Origin of the sequence: Sphaerisporangium flaviroseum (genome assembly GCF_039537005.1) — a bacterium.
Lineage (GTDB): Bacteria > Actinomycetota > Actinomycetes > Streptosporangiales > Streptosporangiaceae > Sphaerisporangium > Sphaerisporangium flaviroseum.
In genome coordinates, this window is the sequence record NZ_BAAAZR010000044.1 from 1 (window position 1) to 20174 (window position 20174).

Below are 20174 nucleotides of genomic sequence, written 5' to 3' on the forward strand. Positions count from 1 at the left end.
ACCAACGGACCCAAGCGCACCTACTCCTATGACTCGATGGACCGCCTCACCGGCGACACCCTGAAGACCTCCGCCGGCGCCGCCATCGCCTCCATCACCTACGGCTACGACCGCGACGACAACCTCACCACCAAGACCACCGCCGGGACCGCCGGCGCGGGCACCAATACCTACACCTACGACCACAGCAACCGGCTGACCTCCTGGACCGCCCCCGGCGGCGCCGTCACCGACTACGCCTGGGACGACTCAGGCAACCGTATCCAGGCCGGCGCCAAGACCTTCACCTACGACGAACGCAACCGGCTGCTGTCCGGTGACGGCACCTACACATACACCGCACGTGGCACGACTGCCAGCGAGACCAAGAGCGGCGTCACCAAGCTGCTGAAGTTCGACGCGTTCGACCGGATGACCAGCGACGGCGAGGCGACCTACACCTACGACGCTCTGGATCGCGTGACCAGTCGGACCCAGGGCGGAGCCATCAGCCGGTACCTCTACGGTGACCTGGCCAACGACATCGTCGCCATGACCGACGCGGCCGGGGTTAAGCAAGCCACCTACAGCCGGGGCATCGCCGGCGAACCGATCGGCATCTCCGACGGCACCGGTCCCCGCTTCGCCTTCGCCGACCAGCACGGCGACGTCGTCGGGACCTTCCAGCCGACGGGGACCTCACTGGCCGACTCGGTGGCCTACAACCCGTTTGGTGAGGAAACCGGGAGAAACGGTGCCAAGCACGCCCTTGGCTACCAGGGTGAGTTCACCGACCCCACGACAGGCAAGGTCAACATGCATGCCCGCTGGTACCAGCCAGGTACCGGCACGTTCTCGAGCCGCGACACCTGGACCCTGAACCCTGAACCGTCGGGCCGGGCTAACCGATACGCCTACGGAAACGCGAGTCCGCTGAGCGGCGTCGACCCGAGCGGGCACGAGTGGGTATATCAGCAAGTCTGTGGGCTAGCTGGCCCATCCCAACGGATTCCAATTTGCACATACGTGCGCGTGTGGGAAGAGGACCCCCCGAAATCCTTCAAACGTAAGTCGGCTCCCCCACCGGTGGATGATACCTGTTCGGCGTACAAACCCCAGTGCCGAACGGCAAAGCCCGACAGTTCTCCCGGCGATCCGTGTAAGGCTTCGGCATCTATTGGATCACTGCTCGTCGGTATGGTGCCGAATTGCAATCGCCACGCCCCGACTGGCGGCGACGGAGGTGGCGGTGGTGGCGGCGGCGGCGGGGGTAGAAAACCTGCACCCCCACGCGAGCCGGTCATTGACTGTCGCAAAGGTCCCCAGCAGGGGTTCTGCGATTCGCCGGACCCGCACCAAACTCACGGCTGCGGAAAGAAATGCGGCTATGAGCCCTACAATTATGCCAACGATGACCTGGAATTAAACTGCGACCTTTGGTCCCCCGATCCGGATTGTCCTGCACCAGACCCTGACCTCGTCTCTTGCTTGGGCACGTGCGGAGCTCCGGCCAACTGCGGCAACTCAGGCAGCGGCGGGTTCTTCGGTACGTGGTACGTCCCCTGTTCAAGTGAGGGAGAGCCAACCAATCTACAAGAGGTCGCACAGCAGTGCAGCGACAACATCATCTGTGATCTGACGGTCGGTGACGCAGTCAACTGCATAGCCGACCCCAATTTACTGGACTGCGTATCAGGGGGCGTTAGCCTCATTCCGGGCGGCAAGCTCCTCAGCGGCGGCATCAAGCTCGGCGGCAAGCTGCCCAAACTACTGAAGCCGGCAGCGAAATGTCTGACTGGCAACAGCTTCATTGCCGGGACCTTGGTTTTGATGGCCGACGGAACGAGCAAGTCGATCGAAGATGTGCAGGTGGGTGACCTTGTCCAGGCAACTGACCCCGAAAGCGGACAGTCGGGCCCACGTCTGGTCCTTGACCTCATAACCGGCGACGGCGACAAGAGCCTTATAGAGATCACGGTGAACATCGACGGCAGCTGGGGCAACGCAACAGACATCGTGATCGCCACCGACGGTCACTCCTTCTGGGTGCCTGGACTTCGCAAGTGGCTCACTGCCGCCGAACTCCGCGTCGGTATGCTCCTACACGCCGATGCCGGCGCCACTGTCAAGATTGCAGCGGTCAGAAAATGGACCAGCTTTCAACGCGTCCACAATCTGACCGTCGCGGGTCTGCATACATACTATGTACAAGCAGGTGTTACACCCGTCCTCGTCCACAACGACGGTGGCGACCTAACGCCAGAGCAGCACAGGTCTATCCAGTCATACCAAGATTTGATAGCTGAGCACGAAAAGAAGCTAGCTGATTATTTGGCCGACCCTGATGCGTATGATAATAAGGGGTTCTTGAAGAATGCGCCGAATGATGAAGTTCGACAGAGAATCATCGACGGTAGGGCTAGGCATCTGCGGCAAGAGATAAGAACGTTTCAGGACAACATAAAAAAGATCGGATTGCGAGGGTGTAAGTGAACGAGCAGATAACCCGGATCTCGGAGGAGAGGCTGCGCGAAGCGTTCGACCTGCTTATGCGACACGTGGCGGCCAAGAATGCGGATGGTTGGATCGTTATTCGGAATGACGCCTTTTGGTCAGTACCGGTAACATCTCAAAGTGATGTATATTCTGAGCCGCCTGAGCTGACAATTGGTACAGTTTCAGATGCATGGCGCAGTCTCGAAGCCATGGTCGATGACGAGGGGAAAGTAGTCGGCTACGGGTTCGTTTGGCTTGCTGAGGTGATTCGTGCCATCGGTGCTGAATCTGAGGCATAGGATGCTTTGGTAGGAGAAAGTGTATGGGCTACACCGACCAGCACCAGATCGACGCGGTCGCCGTCTACCTCACCCGGGCCGCCGCTCTCATTGAGGGAATCTCGTGCGCCCAGCAAAGCAGGAGATGAAGCAGTGACATAGCGGCTGATCTTGGTGTTCGTAAGCTCGTCGTCGCGTGTCCGTAGCATGAAGCGAAGCCTGCGGCGTCGTTACTCAGGCGCCCTTGGGCGGGACAAGGGAGAGCCGAGCCCCTCAAAATCAGGGGAAGGCCATGGACGCGCTCAAGAGCCTGGAATGTGCAGCCGCTAAGGACTCTTTGGCGTATGGGGCGCGGAACGTGCCGATAGTGATGGCGGGAACTGGGGAGGCCCCCCGTCCCGGTGACCTACGGAAAGGTGTCACCGGAGCGTGGCGTTCTATAACCGATGACCTCGGGAAGTGGTGGCTGGCCGGGTGGGCGTCGGAGGTGGCCGTAGTACCGCTTGAACCGGCCGGACAACATAACCGGCGGCGATGGGAAGGGCTCTTCTTGCTGGCGTCGGCGAGCGCAATCATCGCGGTGATGTGATCGCCACCGGCGCTGGCGGTCTCGGCCTCGCGCACCAGCTCACGCACCGGTTGGTAGGAAATCAGATCAGCCATGGAGACGGTGGCGTGGTCCAGGCCGAAAGCCAGCGGCGTGGCCTCCTGGAACAACGCGGTGGTATCCGAGCGGGCCTGGTCGATGGTCTCCTGATCGGGCCGGCTGCCGTTGTGCTTGAGGTTGACCCGGATCTTGTTGAGCCGCTTCATGCCCTGCCGGATGGGCAGGCCCACCCCGGCCGTCGTCTTGAGGACCTGCCAGTACTTTTCGAACTCAGTCGGCGGTGTGACGCCGTGGTGCTCCGCAGCCAGTAGGAGGAAGCCTTCCACCGCGTCGTGGAACATCAGGATGCTCGCCGATGACGGCGGCTCAGGCAGGCTGGCCTGGTCGACGCCGAGGTGGTGGATGTAGCGGATAAAGGCCAGGCGGCGGCGCAAGTCGACCGACGGAGGGGCATGAGGGAGTGGTCCTTTCGCCGTCTCGGGGTGCTTCCCCGGACATGGTACCGATCATGGTTATGGCTCTTGGGAGGGATGATTATCAGGAGCCAGAGGTCGACGTGGGTGCACGGGAGACGACATCGGCCCACACAGCCGCTGAGGGGTGATCAGACCCGGGTCTTTGAATCGACACGGGCACGCGCCGTACCTCTTGTTTCACCATGTCGACGATGCTGCTCAGGTCCGCGCCACGCAGGTGCGCGAAGCTCAGGTCCGCGTTCTCCAGCCTTGCTTTCTCCGGGTCCGCGTTGCGCAGATCACCACTGAGGGTCGAGCCGCTTAGGTCGGTGCTGGTCAGGTTCGTGTTGCTCTGTCACTGGACCCGCTGTAGGTTGCCGCGGACCGCTCGTGTAATCGGATGGTCACCGCCGAGCACCCGCTCGCAATCGGCGAGCGTCTGCTTGTACATCCGGACGGCATGGCGCAGGATACCCGCCGACTCATAGGCGTGGGCCAGGTTGTTACGCGAGACGAGGGTGTCGGGGTGGTCACCGCCCTGTACCTGCTCCCGCCCGGTGAGCGTGCGCTCGTACATCGGAATGGCCCGGCCCAGATCCCCTGCCGACTCATAGGCACCCGCCAGATTGTTACGTGTGGTCAGTGTGTCGGGGTGATCACCGCCCAGCACCCGCTCCCGCTCGGCGAGAGTTTGCTCGTACATCGGGATGGCACGACTTAGATTGCCTGCTGTTGCGTAGGCGCCCGCCAAGTTATTGCGCAGGAGCAGTGTGTACGGGTGGTTCCCGCCCAGCACTCGCTCGCACCTGGCGAGGGTCTGCTTGTACAGCCGGACGGCACGACCTAGATCCCACGCGGCCTCATAGGCGGAGGCGAGGTTATTGCGTGAGACGAGCGTGTCGGGGTGGTCATCGTCAAGTATCCGCTCCTGCTTGGCGAGGCTCTGCTCCAACAGCGGGATAGCACGGCGCAGATCCCCCGCCGCCTGGTAGGCCTGGGCGAGGTTGTTGCGCAAGAGCAGCGTGTTGGGGTGGTTATCGCCCAGTATGAGCTCCTGCTTGGCAAGGGTCTGCTCTAACAGCGGGATAGCCTCGCCCAGTGCACCCGCCGCGTGGTAGGCGTGGGCGAGGTTGTTACGCGAGGCCAGTGTGTCGGGGTGGTCATCGCCAAGTATGCGCTCCTGCTTGGCGAGGCCGTGCTTGTACAGCCGGATGGCACGGCGCAGATCCCCTGCCGCCTGGTAGGCGTGGGCAAGGTTGCTAAGCGTGGACAGTGTGTCGGGATGGTCATCTCCCAGCACCCGCTCGCACTCGGCGAGGGTCTGTTTGTACATCGGGATGGCACGGCGCAGGTCCCCCGCGGCCTCATAGGCGGAGGCGAGGTTATTCCGCGAGACGAGCGTGTTGGGGTGGTCATCGCCAAGTATCCGCTCCTGCTTGGCGAGGGCCTGCCCCAACATCGAGATAGCACGGCCGGGATCGCCCGCTAACTGATAGGCGTTCGCCAGGTTATTGCGTGAGATCAGCGTGAATGGGCGGTCATCGCCGAGGATCCGCTCGCACTCGGCGAGGGTCTGTTCCAACAGCGGGATAGCACGGCCGAGATCCCCTGCCGCCTGGTAGGCCTGGGCGAGGTTGTTACGCGAGACGAGTGTGTCGGGGTGGTCATGGCCCAGTACCTGCTCCCGCTCGGCGAGGGTCTGTTCCAACAGCGGGATAGCACGGCCCAGGTCAGCCAGGTGGATTAGGTATCGACCGCACGAAGCGCGTAAATCGAGCAACTTATCGGTGAGGGCGTCCTTGCAATGGGCGATGGTGTGCAGGGCGGTGGTCTGCCCCATCAGCATCTCCACCGCCGGGCGGGCGGCCCAGGTGGCGTGTCCCTCGGGCAGGGCGTCGTTGAACCGATACAACAGTGCGGTGGCGTCGGAGAGAGCAGCATTGAGCCGGTTCTCGTGCTGGGCGTTTTCGCGTAGTACCCGTTGCACCAGTCGGTGCATCAGTACGGTGCTGCCGTCCTCGGTGAAGGAGATCAGCGAGGTGTCGGCGAGTTCGGCCAGTTCCTCATCGATCTGTCCCCGCACGATCTCGGCCTGTTCAGCCAAGTCACCTGATTCAGCTAAGCCCCGTGTGCCATAGAGGATGGGGCGGGGGATACCGGCAGGAGACAGCACCGCAAGCATCTCCAGCATTCGCCGGGCGGCCGGGCGGGCTTCCTCCGCTTGGACCAAGGCGAGCAGGATTGCTTGGGCGGTGCCGGTCGGGTACTGGTCCCCAACCTGCGCTGGCAGATACCTGTCCAGGGGGAAAGCACGCAGCAGCCGTAGGTAATCTGCGTAGTTCAGGTGTCGACGGACGATCAAGGCTGCTGCCTGGGCCAGCGCCAGCGGAAGATGCCCCAGTTCCGCCGCTAGTTCACCCGCCGCCTGGTCGTTCAGCCCGGTGCGTTCGCGCAGAAATGCCTCGGCCTGGTCAGGGGTGAACTCCTCCACCGGCACCTGGGCGTACGACCGCTCGAAGGCGCGGTTGCGAGAGGTGATGATCATCCGAGTCGCGCCGGTGGCCGGACACCACGCACGCACTTGCTCCACATCGACGGCGTTGTCGAATACCACCAGACTCGGCCAGTGGGTGGCGGCGAGCCAGTCTCGGGCACGCTTGGCTGCCGTGGTGGCGTCATCGTCGGCCTGGCGCAGTCGTAGCCGTTCGGCTAGGCCGGCCAGCCCGGTCTGGATCTGATCTCCAGTCTCGGCTGCGATCCAGGCCACCACCGGCCATCCGGCGGCTTGGCAGCTCCAGGCATATGCAGCAGCCAGCATGGTCTTGCCCACGCCGGGCTTGCCGGTCACCGCGGACACCACTGCGGCCCCGGTCGCGGCCACCTGGCCGTGCAACCGCTCCAGCAACTCCTCGCGGAGCTGGAATCCGCGCGGCTGCTGTGGGATGTCTCCCTCGATGATCTGTTGGACGTCCCGCTCAGGCGCGGGGTCCATCTGGCCCAGGCGGACGGTGACATTCCCCTCGACCTGGTTGATCTGAACTAGGTGACCATACACCTGGGTGCGGGTCACCGACTGCGTCGACCGGTCCAGGGACTCTGATCGCGGTGGCGGTGCTGGGCTAGTCATGAAGACTGGATGTCCACATCGCCCTGCACCCCGATGATTTGGTCGATCGACCCGCCGGCATGAGAACCAGTCACCATCTGGTCCCCGCCGCTCGGCCGTGACCCGGCGTCCTGGGCCGGCAGCTCCACCGAGGGATCGGGCGTCGGCGGAGCTGGTGGAGGAGAGAAGCGGGTGGCGGCGCGGTCGCGGACGATACGCACGCTGCCTCCAGCCTCCCGGACCTGGGTGATGTCCCCTCCAGCGGTGGAGCCCTTCACAATCTGACTCGCCTTGCCGCCGCCGGTCGTGCCGTCCGTGACCGGCCAGGTGGCCTGCGCACTGTCCCGGAATGCGGCCGTTGGAGAAGGATCGGTCAGGTGGTAAGTCACCAGCGTGCTCACGGTGGTCAACGCCACCGCGAGCGCGCCCCACCACCAGTTCCATTTCCCGTTGTTGAGAATCTGATTGCTCGCCACCGCGATCCCCACCGGCAGCACCATCGACGCCGCCAGCAATGCCCACGCCCACCTCGTCCGACCCGCGTTCATGCCTCCATCATCGGCACACACACTGGCCTATCGCAGGCGATCGAGGCCAAACAGTGCCAGATCGATGGCGCACCGTACTGGTTGCTGACCATGCCCCATATCCCGCGGTGGCGTTCACCGGCTGGCTCTCAGCCCTCCTGATGTGCTTGCCGGCATTATCAGGAGCCAACATAGGGACGTCGTGAGCCGACACCGACCGAGGCGAGCTGACACCGGCCGAGGCCGGCGGCGGCCGCGGCGGTCACGGAGACCTCCAATCGAGGGTGATGGTGCGGCGTACCCCGGCCTCGAGCATCGCCTGGGAGCGATGCTGGCCATTGGCGTAGGAGGCGTGCGCGAAGGCTGGCCATCGTCCGGTGTGGCCCAGCACGATGGGGTCGGCCAGCAGCGTGTTCAGCGCGTCCAGCTCCCACTCCGACATCCCTTCGGTGCGGGCGTCGTCGAGCACGGCCTGGCGGATGTCCTCGTAGGGGACCCCGGCGCGTTCGGCGCGGCGGACCAGGCGGATCGCCGTCGAGCACACGCGCCGCCAGTCGCCGCCGTGGTACCAGCAGCACTGGCGCGCCGGGGGACGGGGGCGCAGCTGGCGGGCCAGGCGCTGCCAGCCGGTCAGGTCCGGCATGCACTCGGCGCGGTAGGGCTTGGGCCCGGGGAAGGCGGCGACCCACCTCACGCGGTAGAACTTCTGTGGCTTGGGCTTGGGCGGTCGGGGGCGGTAGCCCTCGCCGCGCCCAGGGTCGACGGGCGCGCCGACCAGCTCGGCGACCTGCAGCTCGGTGATCGCCTTCCAGTCCGGTTCCTTGAGCTGGAAGGGGCCGGTCGTAGTGAAGACGACCACGAGCATCTGCTCCCATTGTTTGTCGGGCAGCAGTTGGTGCTCGATCCAGATGGGCGGCTGAGCCGACTCGGCGCAGTGCCGCCGCCACACCTCGGCGGCGTACTGCTCGGCGGCGTTCGACAGCGACTGGCCTTCGTCTTCCTCCTGGGTGACCACGGCGACCGGCTGGGCGCCGGGCGCGGTGAACAGCTGCAGCCGGAACGTGGCCGGCGGATGGCCTATCTGGTCGACGGCGAACATGTGGTCGTCAACGGTGCGGGTGCGCACGGCCGCGTGCTTGGTGAGGAACTCCGCCGGGAGGGGGGGTGTCATCGCATCATCCTGGTCGATCCGGGACCTCGCGGATGCCAGCCCCAGGCGCCCGACCTGCGCGACGGCCGTTCTGCGGGCCCAACGGCAGGGGCCTTGCGAGTAAGGGCTACCTGATCGAGGCCTTCGGCCAGCCCTGCGTTGACGACGAGGAGGAACTGCCGGATTCTGCAGACGTCATCGAGCACCGCCTCGGCATCGGTGGCTTATGCCCGCTTGTTCCTGCTGACTGGAACGAAGACACCTTCTACGGGCTCGTGGAAGTCTTCCACGACCTGGTCAGCCTCGGCGACGGGAGTATCACCATTCAGCATGTGCGGCTGGCACCAATACGAGTTCCACGTAGTGCCAGGGCAGAATTTTGTACCGATGGAAACTCAACCAGATGATGCGCTTAGCTGGCATCAAATACGCACTGGCCGCCGCCCTCCGCACCGGAGAGCGGGCCACACTGTACAAGCGGGACGTCACGCATTTGCGCCGAGTCTTGACAGCCGTCTGGGGCGGCGAGTCCCCTGGATGCGATGGACTGGACAACGCAACTCCCGAGTCTCGTCACCGCCGCCGCGACACTCCTCGGCGTAGCCACCACCATGGTGTTCACAAATTCGCGAGAGCGACGGCAGTTCAAGCAGCAGCGTCTGCTGGCCGGGCTACAGGCTCGGCGGGACGCGTTCGTCGAGTTCGCACGGGCGGCCAGGCTCATCGTCCGCCACCTGCGGCAGCGGGCGTGGTACTACGAGATCTCAGACATGTCGCCGCCCGGGGAAGGGCCAGTCACCGAAGGCCTCCTGGCTTCCTTAGACGGACTTCTTGCCGACTTCGCTACGGCCCACGTCGCCGCTCGGCTGCAGGCTTCCCCGGAGGTGCGACCAGCCCTCGACCGCCTCTATGTGGCCGTGACGAGGTTCGAGGATCTGATCGAGATCACGTGGTTCAACCAGAACTACGACTCGGCACAAGGCAGTGCACTGCTCGCTGAGGTGGAGACGGCGGAGAAGCTATTCCTGGACGCCTGCCAGACGGACATCGACTTTCAGGAGCACGACGAGGAGGGGCGGCGCCTGGGCAGGCCGAAGAGGCGGGAGATCCCGCCAGCACTATAGAAGGTTGAGAGGCAACGCAGGGCGTCCCCCTTGTAGAGGCACCACTATGCGTGCCCGAGTTGGACCCTGATCTGCGTCTGTCCTTCTCCTCGTGTGGGCGCTCCGCGAGGACGCGAACGCCTGGCCCGCGACCACGAAGATGCCCTTGGAGGCCAGCCCCTGGCTGACGTGCTTTACGGCCCTTGGGGCGCGACGATGGGCGACAGGGAGACATCGACCTCGAGCGTGACGCACTGTGCCCGTCTGCCACTTGTCGGACAACTTCGGCCAGGTGCTGGTCATGCGGCGGTGGCTCAGCCAGCGTTGACCGCTGTTCCCGCGCCAGCAGGTGTACCCATGGGGCCTGTCGGCACCGGGACGGCATCGGCGGTCGGTGCGGGTGCGGGTGTCACCGCACCATGCCAGCTGGCCGCGGTGTGCCGCGCGACCGGGCCTGTTGATCACCCGCCTGGGTTGCCGGCCTGAGGTAGTAGGTTGCCGTCATGGGGCAGCGCTGGCGCAGGCCGAGCCGTAACACGACCGGCACCATCTCGGTGATCGCAGCCGGGATGGTGGCCGCGGCCGCGGCCGTGGCAGGAAGGGCCGGTGCGCCCGATGTAGCACCCTACGTGCCGGTGTCCGGTGTGCTGCTGCTGGCGGCCATGGTGCTCGCGGGAGTCGGCCTCGGGTTGTCGTCGCGGCGGGGCCGAGGGCCCGGCCGTGCGACGCTACGCGTCCTGTCGTGGTGGTGGATCCTCGCCGGGATCGTCATCATAGTGATCTCCATGTGGAGCGCCACAGCGGTTCTGCTGTTCCTGGCGGACGGCGCGCCGGACGCCGCCAGGCGGGTCGAGCTGCGGCTGGATGCCGTGAAGACCGGTCTGACCGTCGGCGCCGGCGCTGCGGGGCTGGTGGCGCTGCTGCTCGGCGTGCGCCGGCAATGGCTTGGGGAGCGCACGCAGGCGTACCAGGAATACGACGCCGACGAAAAGCGGGTGACCGAGCTCTACACCAAGGCGACCGACCAACTCGGGCACGACAAGGCAGCCGTACGGCTGGCGGGTCTGTACGCCCTGGAGCGTGTCGCCCAGAACAATCCCGAACATCGACAGACGGTCGTCGACGTGATCTGCGCCTACCTCCGCATGCCTCCGGTCCTGGCCTCACCCGCAACGGCGCAGCAGGGAGAGGGAACAGATCACCCTGCGAACCCCGAAGAAGAGATCAGGGAGCTGGTGGACCCGCAGGAGCTTCAGGTCCGCACCACGGCCCAGCGGATACTCCGCAACCATCTGCGCTGGAACAGGTCCGAACGCCTGCCCCCCGGCCTGTTCTGGCCGGACGTCGACCTGGAACTCACCGGCGCATGGCTGGTGAAGCTCGATCTCGTCGACTGCCGGATACGCTGGGCAGGATTCGGCGGAGCCACATTTGAGGGATTCGCCCGCTTCGACCGAGCCACGTTCGAGGGACGGACGGTGTTCAGCGGAGCCATCTTCACCGGCAGGGCATCCTGGGGAGAGGCCAACTACAAGGCGTGTTTCGCAGAGGCGCTCTTCACACAGGACGCGGTATTCCGGGAGACCGTATTCGCCATCCGGGCGGACTTCCGGGGAGCCACTTTCACGGAAACCGCGCTCTTCAGCCGGACGGTCTTCAAAGACCGTGCCCTCTTCCGCGCGGCGGCCTTCACGCAGCAAGCGGTCTTCGACGGAGCCGCGTTCATGGACGAGACCGTCTTCCGGCAAGCACGGTTCGCAGGGGGAGTCTCCTTCGGGGTGGCCGCCTTCGCCAGCGGGATCGCTCTGCAGGAGGCCACGGTAGTGCCGAGCACGAATGCCCGGCGGTCCTGGCCCACTGGGTGGAGCGAGGCGGTCAGGTCCGACGGCTCGGAGACCATGGAACTGGTGCGAAAGGACCCCCAGGTCAGTGAATATCCGGAAGAGACGACACAACAGCAAGAAGCTGTTTGAACGCCACAGGCACGGTAACGATCTGAGGGCCGACGAACAACCGGAACCCGGGAGTTGAACACCTGCCGGAGGGCGTACTGCGCCTCGAGCAGGTCATGCTCGCCAGATGCTATCTGGATCGTCTTGTGCGGGTGGAGTTTCGTCGATCAGCACGTCGGCACGGGCGGCGGCGCCGGATGTATTGCAATGCTCGGTGCCGTCAGCGCCAGTACACGCTGGCTCGCGTCGAGAACCGGTGGCTTTAACGGTTGTGAATCTACGTCGTAAAGGCACCGTGACAGTCGGCAATGCAGCGTTGCATCTTTCGCGTCCGCAGGCGTTGTCTCGCCTCCCGATGCGCCTCCATCCTGACCTCCCCCGGGGCGCGGTGATACCACCGATGCTGGACCTCAACGGGGATCGGCCGCCGGGCGCACGGTGGCGGTCCACCGCGCCGGCGGCCACACCTGGGGCTGATGGTCCCCCAACTGGGGGTCAGGCAGTGGACCAGGACCGGCGCATGATCGCTTATGGCGCCGAGCCCGCGGTCGGGGCCCATCATCCGCAGGTGAAGGTGCTGTTCTACGTCCCGGTGGCCAGCCAGGTGGTCCAGGCGCGCTCGTCGGCATAGGCCTGAGGAGTGATGCCCAGGGCGGCCAGTGCCCCGGGGTAGGCACGGCTGTAGATGGCGGCCCAGGCGATGGCCTGGGCGGGGGCGGCCAGCAGCCAGATCGCGGCAACATCGTCCAGGTGCAGCGTGCTGAGCGCCAGCAAGTCAGGGTTTACGCAGATGTCGCCGGTGACCAGGCCGCGGGCCAGGAGGCCACGCCAGCAGGTGAGAAGTTGGGGGGCGTCGTCACGGCGGATGCCTGTCTGGTAAGGCTGTACCTGGAGCGGGAGTGCGGGCTGGTCGATGGTCGCCCAGATGCCCGGCAGCGCGGCCAAGCGGGCGGCGGTCAGCCGGTGGGCGCCGTTCTCGCCCAGCGTGTAGAGCGGCCCGGCGGGGCCGGGGATGCGATTGACGCGAACCGGGTCGTCGTCCAGGCTCCAGACGCGCAGAGCCTCCTCGACGGCGGGGTTGAGCAATGCGGTGAGCATGGCGGGCCGGTGGCTGGCGAAGTCGTTCCAAATCCGCTGTCCTACGGTGGCGACGGCGACCGGGTCGATCCACCCGCAGGTGGCCATGGTGCCCAGCCCGATCAGGTCAGAAGAGCTCGGTCCGATCTCGTTGTGATGAAGATGTGTGGGTTCCAGCAGTTGGTCGAGGTCGGGTGCCGGCGGCTGGGAGGCGTTGAGTTCGGCGGTGCGTCGCTCCAGGAACTCGGCCACGCTCAGCTGGCCGGGCCAGTCGTGCTGTACCTGGCGTATGTAGGCGGCGAACCGGGCCCGGTGCTGGTCGAGGTGGTGATGCCACAGCTGGCCGATCGCGTGGTGGGCGCCGTGGTGGTGGTCGGGGTCGTTGCCGCGGTGCTCGGGCAACCAGCCGCCGTAGGGCAGCAGTTGGCTTGGATCCGGTGGGGTCTCACATTGCCAGATGATTTCGAGGGGACGATGGGCGGGAACGCTCCAGGCGCGCAGCAGGCCGGGGACGGCTTGGCGCACCGGTGCCCACCGCCGTACCGGGGACCGAGCGGCCCATGGCCGTCGTCAAGCCCGGCTTGGAAGTAGCCGTTGGGCTCGTAGCGGACGATTCGCCACCGCGCGGGTGACATGTCCGGGTCCTGCTGGCGCTGGGCGAGCTCATCGCGCCGACGAGTGCGTGTGATGAGCTGCTTGTTGAGGGCGCGATCTTGCCGGCGCTGCAGGTCGCGCAGGGAGAGCGGCCCGGGCGGGTTGTGCTCGTCCTTGGGCAGCAGGTCGATGGCCCCGCGGAGGTAGACCAGGGTCCTGTATAAGTCGCCTGCCTGGTCACGCTCGCTGGTCAGGGTGAGGCTGCGGCCGTTGAGGGTGGCCAAGATCTCCTGGACGCTGTCTTGCAGGCTTGCTGCGAGCAGGAGCATTTCGCGTTCCCACTCGGGTGCCGGAGGCTGGTCGTCGTCATCGCCGAAGCCGAGTGCCTTGCGGGCGTCGCGATGCGGGCGGAGGGTATGTTCGGCCTCGATCAGCAGCAGCAGGTTGTCGGCGACATCGGCAGTGGTTAAGCGCTTGGTTGTCCACGCGAGCACGACGGTGGCCAGGGCCAGGGCTGCACGGTCAAGGTGCGGCAGGCGTGGGCGGCCATCACGCCGACGGCAACCGTGGCCGGCAGGGGCCAGGCAGGACGGGCAACCCAGAGAGGCAAACACACTGATCACGGTGCCGCGCGAGAAGACTTCCGGCAACCCCCAGGGTGACCCGGGCCGGGGCGAGGGACCGACGGGTTCGATGGAGCATCGGTCAAGCTTGGCGGATCAGGGACGACCTGGACGATGAGTCGAGGACAGAGTCTGTGCCCTGTTGCAACTGGGCGGCGACTCGGGGCGCCGCGGTCATCGCTCGGTGCGCGTCGAGGGCCGCATAGGCCACCTCACGCGGCACCGACTTCTACAGCGCGACGAGGTAGGCCAATCGTTCGGTTTCGCTCCTCTGCGCCCAGGTCTCCCCTGGCAGCCATGCGATTCCGCGTTCCCACAACCAGGACGCCCACGGCACCGGCGACAGCACGGAGCTCATACACCGGGAGCTCCAGGTGCACAGCTGGTCAACCACCTCTCACTAGGAGTCGTCCTCTCTCGGTCTCATCCCCCACGCGAGGAGCCACGTTGCGCGCTCGTTGTCTGCTCTCTGCCGCCGTTCTAGCTGGTGGCCTGCTCGTCGCTCCTGGCGCGGTCCACGCGGCCGACGCCGCTGTGGCTGCTGTTCCAAGGAGTGTCCCCAAGGGCGTGTTGTCGGCGAAGATCAAGAAGATCGTTGACGGGGACACTGTGGATGTCCTCTACAAGGGGCGGACGCTGCGCGTTCGGCTGCTGGAGGTCAACACCCCTGAGAAGGGGCAGTGCTGGGCCAAGGCGGCAACCGCCCGCACAACCGCGCTGCTGCCGGTCGGCACGAGGACATACCTGCTGCGGGACGAGCAGTTGAAGGATCCCTACGGCCGCTACCTGTTCTACGCCTGGAACAGCGCAGGGACGTTCGTCAACCGCAACCTGGTCCGTTACGGGTACGGCAAAGCCGTGCTGTATCCGCCCAACGACCGGTACATCAAGGTGATGCGCGCCGAGCAGACCAAGGCCAAGAACAGCCGGCTGCGGATCTGGTCCGGCAAATGTGACAGCGGCTCCTCGCCCCCGACGCCCAAGCCGACCCCCACACCTAAGCCTCCCACCGCCAATGACCCGCGGTTCGACACCTGCGCCGAGGCCAACCGGAACGGGTATGGACCCTACAGGCGCACCGTGGACCCGGAGTACAACTGGTACCAGGACCGCGACGGGGACGGCATCGTCTGTGAGCGGTAGCCGCGCGACCCGGGCGCCGATACCTCCTGAAGGGTGTTCGGCCGAGGCCGTACGCGGGCCTGGCCCGGCTCCCACAACACATTGCGGGAGCCGGGTCTGGTGGTGCGGTCAGCGGTGAGTGATCCACCACAGGGCCAGCTGGATGGGGGCCGCGGCAGCGGCCGCTGCCGCACCGCGGACAGCCGCGGCCAGTGCGGCGCGACCCAGACGACGGACGAACGGACGGTCGAACATGGCAGGTCTCCTGACGGCGGGTCCCGGTTCTGGTGTCCGGGGCGTTGCCGTTGATTGGGCCTGTCCGGTGGGTTTTCCGGCTTCCGCTTCCACCTGGGTGCGCTACCGGGCAAGGTAGGAGACCTCGGGGATATCAGGGAGGGCGGGTTTTCCGGAGGGTTTCGATCCGGATCCGAGGGGGTGCGATGAGCGAACCGCTGAGCTGGAGGGCCGCCTACGCGGAGCGATTACGGGAACTCCACCTAGCGGCGGGCGGGCCGCCGGGTGAGGCCATGGCGGCCAGAGCGAAGGCGCGGCGGCCCCGGGTGAGGTTCTCGGTCTCGTCCTGGAGTGAGTGGCGCCGTGGTATTCGGGTTCCCTCCGATGAGGCCACCGCGCACTGGTTGATCGAGGAGTACCTGCGGCCGCTGGCGCACAAGATGACCCCCGGCTTCGTGACCCAGCCGCCTGAGTGGTGGGAGGAGACGCGGCGCAAGGCCCGGGCCGAGTTGGACACCGGTGGCCGGCCGCCCATCCCGCACCCTGTTGTGCCCCCCTATGAGCCGCCGCCGGTGGTCCAGGTTGGTCAGATCCCGGCGGAGGCGGACTGTTTCCAGGACCGCGATATCGCCACCCGTCTGCGGCAGGCCGCATCCAAGGACGGGACGGTGGTGCTGTGCCAGGTCCTGGCCGGGATGGGCGGGGTCGGCAAGACCCAGCTCGCGGCCGCCTACGCCCGTCATGCCCGTGAGCAGGGTGTGCGGGTGCTGGTGTGGGCGACCGCGTCCTCCCGCCCGGCGATCATTGAGGCCTACGCGGATGCGGCCGTCAAGCTCGGCTTGGCCGACGGGGAGGATCCCGAACGGGCAGCGTGCGAGTTCCTGGTCTGGGCCGACACCACCGTCACCGCGTGGTTGGTGGTGCTGGACGACGTGCACAACCTCGAGGACTTGCGGGAGTTGTGGCCGCCGGCGTGCCCGGCGGGAACGGCGGTGGTGACGACCCGCCGCCGTGACGCCGCCCTGGCCGGGCCCCGCCGCCACATGGTCGAGGTCGGGCTGTACACCACCGACGAGGCACGCTCCTACCTGCACGCCAAACTCGGTGCCCTGGCCGGTGAACAGGCCCAGCTGGATGCGCTGATCGAGGATCTGGGCTGGTTGCCGCTGGCCCTGGCGCAGGCGGCGGCGTTCATGATCGACCAGCAGATCGGCTGCGCCCGCTACCGGGACCTGTTCGCCGAACGGCTCCTGGCCCATACCGTCCCCGAACTCGGTGGGCTGCCCGACGGCCACCGCGAGATCATTGCTGCCACCTGGGATCTGTCGATCGAGCAAGCCGACCGGGTCCGGCCCGCCGGGTTCGCCCGGCCGATGATGAACCTGACCAGCGTGCTGGACCCAAACGGCATCCCGGCCACCGTCCTGACCAGCGCGCCCGCCCGCGAATACTTGGCCACCTACCTCCCTCCGCCTTCTGCAGGGGCGGCCAAGTCCGTCACCGAAATCGACGGGGACACCATCGATGAGGCGCTGCGTGTACTGCACCGCTTTAGCCTCATCGACCACGACCGCAACGCCACCCACCGCGAGGTACGCGTCCACCAGCTCATCCAGCGTGCCACCCGCGAGAACCTGGCAACCGAACCCAACCTCGGCCCCGATCTGTACACCGAGCTCGCCCACACCGCCGCCGACGCTCTGGAGGCGGCATGGCCCGCCATCGAACGCGACCAGATCGGCGCGGTTCTGCGCGCCAACACCGCCGTTCTGCACACGGCCACCGGTACCGCCCTGTGGGAGTGGAACGGCGAAGCCCACCCGGTGCTGTTGCACTCTGCCAACAGCCTTGGCGAGACCGGCCAGGTCAACGAAGCCATAGCCGAATGCACACGCCTGCGCACAATCGCCACCGACCTTGTAGGACCCCACGACCCTCATACCCTGACGATCCGAGGCAGCTTGGCGCACTGGCGGGGGAGGGCTGGGGATGTGGCAGGCGCGGTGACCGCGGTGGAGGAACTGCTCGCTGACCAATTGCGGGTACTGGGACCCGACCACCCCGCCACCTTGGAAACCCGAGGCTACTTGGTGGCCTGGCGGGTAGAGGCCGGTGATGTGGTAGGCGCGGCAGCCGCGGTGGAGGAACTGCTCGCCGACCAATTGCGGGTACTGGGACCCGACCACCCCCACACCCTGGGCACCCGGCACAACCTGGCGTACTCGCGGGGGGAGGCCGGTGATGCGGCGGGTGCCGCGACCGCGTACGAGGGACTGCTCGCCGACTTCTTGCGAGTGTTGGGACCCGACCACCCCCACACCTTGGAAACCCGAGGCTATTTCGCGCACTGGCGGGGGGAGGCCGGTGATGCGGCGGGTGCCGCGACCGCGTACGAGGGACTGCTCGCCGACTTCTTGCGAGTGTTGGGACCCGACCACCCCCAGACCCTGGCCACCCGGGTCAAGTTGGCGCGCTGGCGGGAGCTGGCGGGTGATACGGCGGGTGCAGCTAGCACCTTCGAGAAACTGCTCGCCGACTTCTTGCGGGTGCTCGGACCCGACCATGTCGAGACCCTGACCACCCGGGCCATCTTGGCGAACAGGCGGGGGAAGGCGGGTGATGCGGCGGGTGCGGCCGCCAACTTAGCAGAACTGCTCGCCGACCAGTTGCGGGTATTGGGACCCGACCACCCCCACACCCTGGACACCCGGGCAGGCTTGGCGAACTGGCGGGGGAAGGCGGGTGATGCGGCGGGTGCGGCCGCCGACTTAGAGGAACTACTCGCCGACCAGTTGCGGGTACTGGGACCCGACCACCCAAGCATCTTGAACACCCGGATCATCTTGGCGAACTGGCGGGGGAAGGCGGGTGATGCGGCGGGTGCGGCCACCACACACGACGAGCTGCTCGCCAACTTACTGCGATTACTGGGACCCGACCACCCCCACACCCTGGCCACCCGGAGCAACCTGGCGCACTGGCGGGGGGAGGCCGGTGACGCTGCCGGCGCGGCCACCGCATACGGCGAAGTGCTCGCCGACTGCCTGCGGGTGCTGGGACCTGACCACCCAGACACCCTGACCACCCGAGGCAACCTGGCGCGCTGGCAGGAGTGTGCTGGTCTTGCATGAATCACCAGTTCTGACGACCCACCGGCCAGCCTCCAGAGCCAGCTCAGGAAGCAGACCGCCGTTTATGGCGTGCACCAGACCGACGTGGGCATCAGAGATGACCAGTTCGCGGCTTTCAGCGGAGCGCAGGAATGCCGTTCAAACGCGCCGTCTCGCGGTCACCCACGCAAAGCCGACGATCTCCGGTGGCCGCGGCGATGGTGACAACGGCACTTACCAGTAGGCGGCGGTTGGCCCGGTGGCCTAGACCTCGGTCGCCGGGTTGGCGTCGGCCGGCATGGAGTTGGCGCCTGCGCGTCGGTACAGCACGTGGTCGGCCAGGTCGGTGCGGCGGCCCCGGTAGTCCAGGGTGGTGTCGATGGAGGCGTGCTGGGCGGCGTCGCGGACCTGTTCTGCTGGTGCGCCGTCTTCGAGGAGTTCGGTGATGGCGGTGGCGCGCAGCATGTGCGGGTGCAGCTGCTCGGCGCGTTGTTTGGGTATGCCACCGGCGATCGCCGCGGCGGTGAGTGCGGCGCTGGCCCACCATCGGTCGACGGGTCGGCCATCGTGCTGGGTGAACAGCAAAGCGGTGGCGGGCCGGCCCTTGCAGAGCTGGTTCAGCAGGTGGCGGGTGAGCGGGTCGGCGATGGGCAGGTGCACGTATTCGCCGCCCTTGTTGCGGAAGGTCACCACGGTGTGGCGGCGATCGTTGATGTCGGTGCGGGTGTCGATGTCGCCGACGGTCAGCCCGGTGAGCAGTCCGACCCGGCCGGCGATGTCGTCCAGCAGGGCGATCACCGCGGCCTCCACCAGCCGGCCCTGCTCGGCCAGCGTCTGCAGGCCCGCGCGCAGGTGCAGGCGTTCCTGGCGGGTCAGCGCTTGGGTGCGGCCGCCGCGGGGAACCTTCGGCGCGATGACGTCGGCGGCGGGGTTGTGGGTGAGCACTTTGCGGCGCCGGGCGTAGATGAAGAAGCTGCTCAGGTTGTTGCGCTGTTTGGCCACCGTAGCCGGGCTGAGGATCTTGCCAGGGGTGCGCACACCGACGGTGAGCCTGCCGGTGGCGGCGGCGTCACGGTAGGCGATCAAGTGATCCTCGGTGACTGCGAGCAAGGGCACCGGCGGGGTGAGGGTGTCGAGCCAGCGCAGGAAGGCGGCCAGCACCTGCAGCCGGGTCTGGCGGGTCGCGGCGGAGTTGCTGTCGCGTAGCCAGGCGGCGACCACGCCGAAGGTATCCCGGTCGAGGGCGTCGACCAGGTCGACGTCGGGGCCGGGGACCTCTCCCCCATCGTCGCGGTAGCGGCGTGGCCGCAGGCCGGCGATGTCGCCGACGCTGACCACCAGCGGCGCGGGCGGCGCGGCGGCGACTCGCGCCGCCGGCACCCGCTCATGGCCGGTGCCAGCTGATGAGCCAGACGAAGTCGCACCGGCGCCCGCGGGGCCGCCGGGCAACTGGCCCGGCCGGTACACCGCGCTGGGGGCCAGTACGAAGGTGTCCGGCATGGCGGCGGCCGCCGCGCGCGGAGAGCCGTGCTCTGCCGCCGGGTCCAGATCGGGATCGCGGGACTCAACCGTCATCGTTGCTCGCCTGATCTTCCCGCTGCATATGTGCCTCCCCGCGCCCGGTGAACGCTGGACCAGCAGCGGCCGAGGTCCAGGCGACGACCAGATCGGCGTTGAGGTTGGCCAGCAGCGCGTCCAGGTGGGGGTGCCGTTAACGAACGTGTCACCAGCCCCAAACGCGGATGATCATGACCGGTGAGG

At 66.7% G+C, this 20174-nt stretch carries 14 protein-coding genes and 1 pseudogene; 6 read left to right on the plus strand and 9 right to left on the minus strand.

All coding sequences use genetic code 11. The features are described from left to right. Positions 1-2472 (plus strand): polymorphic toxin-type HINT domain-containing protein (locus ABD810_RS36220; RefSeq protein ID WP_344951709.1); only part of this gene is annotated, 2472 nt, incomplete at its 5' end. Next, a complete protein-coding gene (locus ABD810_RS36225; protein WP_344951712.1) occupies positions 2469-2774 on the plus strand; it encodes a hypothetical protein in 306 nt (101 codons plus the stop codon). The genes ABD810_RS36220 and ABD810_RS36225, both read left to right, overlap by 4 nt. Before the next feature lie 258 nt (positions 2775-3032). On the opposite strand, the gene ABD810_RS36230 is transcribed toward ABD810_RS36225, so the two are convergent. From ABD810_RS36230 to ABD810_RS36245, 5 genes are all read right to left on the minus strand, one after another. Then, a complete protein-coding gene (locus tag ABD810_RS36230) occupies positions 3033-3794 on the minus strand; it encodes a hypothetical protein (RefSeq protein WP_344951715.1) in 762 nt (253 codons plus the stop codon). 103 nt (positions 3795-3897) lie between these two features. Then, positions 3898-4155, minus strand: coding sequence for a pentapeptide repeat-containing protein (locus tag ABD810_RS41195; RefSeq protein WP_425567025.1), 258 nt, complete (start codon positions 4153-4155; stop codon positions 3898-3900). A gap of 15 nt (positions 4156-4170) precedes the next feature. Continuing rightward, positions 4171-6885, minus strand: coding sequence for a tetratricopeptide repeat protein (locus tag ABD810_RS36235; protein WP_344951718.1), 2715 nt, complete (start codon positions 6883-6885; stop codon positions 4171-4173). A 53-nt stretch (positions 6886-6938) separates the two neighbouring features. After that, complete coding sequence (locus ABD810_RS36240; protein ID WP_344951721.1) at positions 6939-7436, minus strand: hypothetical protein; 498 nt, start codon at positions 7434-7436, stop codon at positions 6939-6941. Between the two features lie 274 nt (positions 7437-7710). Further along, on the minus strand, positions 7711-8619 hold the full coding sequence (locus ABD810_RS36245) for a hypothetical protein (RefSeq protein WP_344951724.1): 909 nt from the start codon (positions 8617-8619) through the stop codon (positions 7711-7713). Positions 8620-9140: 521 nt separating this feature from the next. Here ABD810_RS36245 and ABD810_RS36250 point away from each other — a divergent pair. Together ABD810_RS36250 and ABD810_RS36255 are read left to right on the plus strand one after the other, a co-directional pair. Beyond that, positions 9141-9722, plus strand: a complete 582-nt coding sequence (locus ABD810_RS36250) for a hypothetical protein (RefSeq protein ID WP_344951727.1) — start codon at positions 9141-9143, stop codon at positions 9720-9722. Positions 9723-10204: 482 nt separating this feature from the next. After that, positions 10205-11674, plus strand: a complete 1470-nt coding sequence (locus ABD810_RS36255; protein WP_344951730.1) for a pentapeptide repeat-containing protein — start codon at positions 10205-10207, stop codon at positions 11672-11674. A gap of 561 nt (positions 11675-12235) precedes the next feature. Here the strand turns inward: ABD810_RS36255 and ABD810_RS36260 are convergent. The 3 genes and pseudogenes from ABD810_RS36260 to ABD810_RS41205 all read right to left on the minus strand — a co-directional run. Continuing rightward, positions 12236-12982, minus strand: coding sequence for a hypothetical protein (locus tag ABD810_RS36260; RefSeq protein WP_425567024.1), 747 nt, complete (start codon positions 12980-12982; stop codon positions 12236-12238). A 2-nt stretch (positions 12983-12984) separates the two neighbouring features. After that, positions 12985-13818, minus strand: a complete 834-nt coding sequence (locus tag ABD810_RS41200) for a hypothetical protein (RefSeq protein ID WP_425567026.1) — start codon at positions 13816-13818, stop codon at positions 12985-12987. An 18-nt stretch (positions 13819-13836) separates the two neighbouring features. Continuing rightward, positions 13837-13947: pseudogene (locus tag ABD810_RS41205) on the minus strand (hypothetical protein); the annotation flags it as partial. A gap of 567 nt (positions 13948-14514) precedes the next feature. On the opposite strand from ABD810_RS41205, the gene ABD810_RS36265 reads away from it, so the two are divergent. Then, positions 14515-15090 (plus strand): thermonuclease family protein, encoded by a 576-nt coding sequence (locus tag ABD810_RS36265; protein ID WP_344951736.1) that lies wholly within the window; start codon positions 14515-14517, stop codon positions 15088-15090. A gap of 419 nt (positions 15091-15509) precedes the next feature. Next, positions 15510-18434: a tetratricopeptide repeat protein gene (locus tag ABD810_RS36270; RefSeq protein WP_344951739.1), complete on the plus strand. Its 2925-nt coding sequence runs from the start codon at positions 15510-15512 to the stop codon at positions 18432-18434. 243 nt (positions 18435-18677) lie between these two features. On the opposite strand, the gene ABD810_RS36275 is transcribed toward ABD810_RS36270, so the two are convergent. Beyond that, positions 18678-19988 (minus strand): tyrosine-type recombinase/integrase, encoded by a 1311-nt coding sequence (locus ABD810_RS36275; RefSeq protein ID WP_344951742.1) that lies wholly within the window; start codon positions 19986-19988, stop codon positions 18678-18680. Positions 19989-20174 lie beyond the last annotated feature (186 nt).